Raw genomic sequence first — 1,111 nt, forward strand, 5'->3', positions numbered from 1 at the left:
GCCCCACGCCCGCCGCGCGGAGCGCCGGGCGGTCACCGACGCCGTCCGGGCGATCCCCCGCGGCCCCGCGGACCCGGCGTGGCGGCTGCTCGAACCTCCCGGCGGCGGGGCCGGCCTGTCGGAACTTCCCCTGCTCATCGGCTGGGGCATGCGCGATCCCGTCTTCACCCCGGCCCTGCTGGAGGAGTGGACCCGCCGCCACCCCCACGCCGCCGTCCACCGCTTCCCCGACGCCGGGCACTTCGTGATGGAGGACGCCGGCGCCGAACTGGGCGGCCTCCTCCGTGACTTCCTCCAGGAGGCACCATGACCGCCACCGTTCCCGGCATCGCCGCACGCCTGGCCGACGGCCCCGACGCCGTCGCCCTCGTCGAGTGCCGTAGGGGAACCTCCCGGACGACCCGTCGCGGCGAGCTGGTGCGACGCTGCCACCTCCTCGCGCGGGCCCTGCGCGAGGAGGGCGTCCGGCCCGGTCACAAGGCCGTCGTGATGACCCGTGACGCCCACGACCTCACCGCCGTCTCGTACGCCCTCGGCCTCATCGGCGCCGTCCCCGTCCTGATCGAACCGCGCGCCGAGGTCGGCCGCTGCCTGCGGGACGTCGCCCCGGACGTCTTCGTCGGGGAGCCGCTGGCCCACCTCGGGCGCCGGGCCCTGGGATGGGGCCGCCCCCACGTACGGATCCCCCTGGTCACCGGCCCCGCGCCGTTCCCCCTGGGACGGCGGCTGACCACCCGCGCACCGGCCGGCGACACCCCGCTCCCGCGGGTGCGGGAGCCCGACGGCGACGAGCCGGCCCTCATCGCCTTCACGTCCGGCTCCACCGGACGGCCCAAGGGCGCGGAGTACCGCCACACCACTCTGGCCGGGCAGCTCGACGCGCTGACCACGCTGCTGGACCCCCGGCCCGACGACGTGCTCCTCGCCGGATTCCTGCCGGTCGCGCTGCTCGGCCCGCTGCTCGGCGTGACCACCGTCGTCCCGGCGGTGAACCACCTGGCCCCGGCCCGCACACCGCCGGAGGAACTCGTCGGGCCGGTCCTGGAACACCGGGCGAGCATCGTCCTGGCATCACCCGCCGTGCTCACCCTGATCGCCCGGCACTGCGCCC

Annotated in this window: 2 protein-coding genes; both read left to right on the forward strand. The window is 76.8% G+C overall.

The window, feature by feature from the left end:
• On the forward strand, positions 1-310 hold a 310-nt coding region (locus tag B7767_RS23540), incomplete at its 5' end, for an alpha/beta fold hydrolase (RefSeq protein WP_143652605.1).
• The coding region (locus tag B7767_RS23545; protein ID WP_143652606.1) for an AMP-binding protein at positions 307-1,111 on the forward strand (805 nt) is incomplete at its 3' end. The genes B7767_RS23540 and B7767_RS23545, both read left to right, overlap by 4 nt.

Origin of the sequence: Streptomyces sp. 13-12-16, assembly GCF_002114215.1 — a bacterium.
GTDB lineage: Bacteria > Actinomycetota > Actinomycetes > Streptomycetales > Streptomycetaceae > Streptomyces.